Genomic DNA, 1,490 nt, shown 5'->3' with positions numbered 1-1,490 from the left:
AACCGCTGGCTGGAACGACAAATTTAGGGCACAGGTGTTCTTTGGCTTATAAGTAATCAAAGTATGCTCCGCCCCTGGCTACTACCCGGTTTCGCTATATATCTGAGGTGGAGTTTATGTCCATCTGCTATATCTACTAATAGTGATTTTTGCTCTATCATTTCTTTGTTTTTATTCTTTGAACACTAGCCTCATCGTACCAGTTGACTGATTGATAAGTAAACGCTTAAACGAAGCAAATAAAGAGGTTGATATGCCTTTAATATAAAGCCTGTATTCAAGACTTAAGCGTTCGATTAAAAGTGTTATAATCCTTTTTATTTATTCGAAGAATCCTGTGCACCCAAGAAACAAGCATAATTCAGGCTATGATCTAGACAAGCTTATAACGATTGAACCCGCTTTAAAGAATTTTACTTACAACCGAGCTGATGACATAAAAAGTATCGACTTCACTAATCCAGATGCCGTAAAACTGTTGAATAAAGCACTGCTTAAGTCAGACTACGATATACAAGTTTGGGATATCCCCGCACAGTTTTTATGCCCTCCGGTTCCGGGCAGAGCAGACTATATCCATGCGCTGAAAGATCTCTTAGATGAAAGTAACTTGCCCGATAAGGTGCAAGGCGTAGATATTGGCACTGGTGCCAATTTGATCTATCCCATCTTAGGATCAAGAGAGTATAACTGGCGCTTTGTTGCCTCTGATATCAATCCTCTTGCTGTGAAGTGTGCCAAAACCATCGCAGAACTAAATAGGTTGCCGGTAAAAGTGATGCAACAAAAGCAGCCTAATCACTTTTTTAAAACGATAATAAAAGCAAACCAGTTTTATCATTTTTCAATGTGTAACCCGCCCTTCCATGCCAGTGAAGCAGATGCAAACAAGGGCACGCAAAGAAAGTGGAAAAACCTAAACAAAGCACCACAAGCGTCGCTAAACTTTGGCGGCCAAGCTCAAGAGTTATGGTGTGACGGTGGAGAAAAGCGCTTTATATTGGATATGATCTCTGAGAGCGTCACTTTCAAAGAGCAAGTTTATTGGTTTACTTCCCTTATCTCGAATAAAGACAACGTAAAACCACTTAAACAACAACTTAAACAGGTCGCTGCCGAGCAAGTGAAAGTGATCGAGATGGAACAAGGTAATAAGACAAGCCGTTTTATCGCCTGGAGTTTTTTCAAACCTTAGCGATGTGTATATGGTGGACACGAGTTCACCTCGCGATGTGTTAATTGGCTTGCAAGGTTTTAAATCCCAAACAGAAAAAACCGTTGTATTGTTGAAACGGGTTTTGGAATACATGTTTTTTACTGAAACTTCATTGCAAACCATCGGCGGGTGAACCACCTCCTACGATGCAGTGTATATGGTAGTAGGAGCGAGTTTACCTCGCGATGTGTTGATTCGCTTACGAGGTTTTTAAATCACACATAGCAAAAAACCCGTCGCATTGCTGCAACGGGTTTCTCTTATTTGGCCCTGG

The 1,490-nt window shown here is 41.0% G+C and carries 1 protein-coding gene; it reads left to right on the top strand.

Translation table 11 applies throughout. The annotated features are described in order from the left end of the window. Positions 1-337: 337 nt before the first annotated feature. Positions 338-1,195 carry a 23S rRNA (adenine(1618)-N(6))-methyltransferase RlmF gene (gene rlmF / locus NO992_RS23305; RefSeq protein ID WP_371380797.1) on the top strand — a complete coding sequence of 286 codons (858 nt, stop codon included), beginning with the start codon at positions 338-340 and terminating at the stop codon, positions 1,193-1,195. The last annotated feature ends 295 nt before the right edge of the window (positions 1,196-1,490 follow it).

The sequence above is a fragment of the Pseudoalteromonas sp. DY56-GL79 genome (genome assembly GCF_041414765.1).
GTDB classification, from domain to species: domain Bacteria; phylum Pseudomonadota; class Gammaproteobacteria; order Enterobacterales; family Alteromonadaceae; genus Pseudoalteromonas; species Pseudoalteromonas piscicida.
Note: the sequence above shows the minus strand (reverse complement) of the source record. Positions and strands in the feature narration are given on the sequence as shown.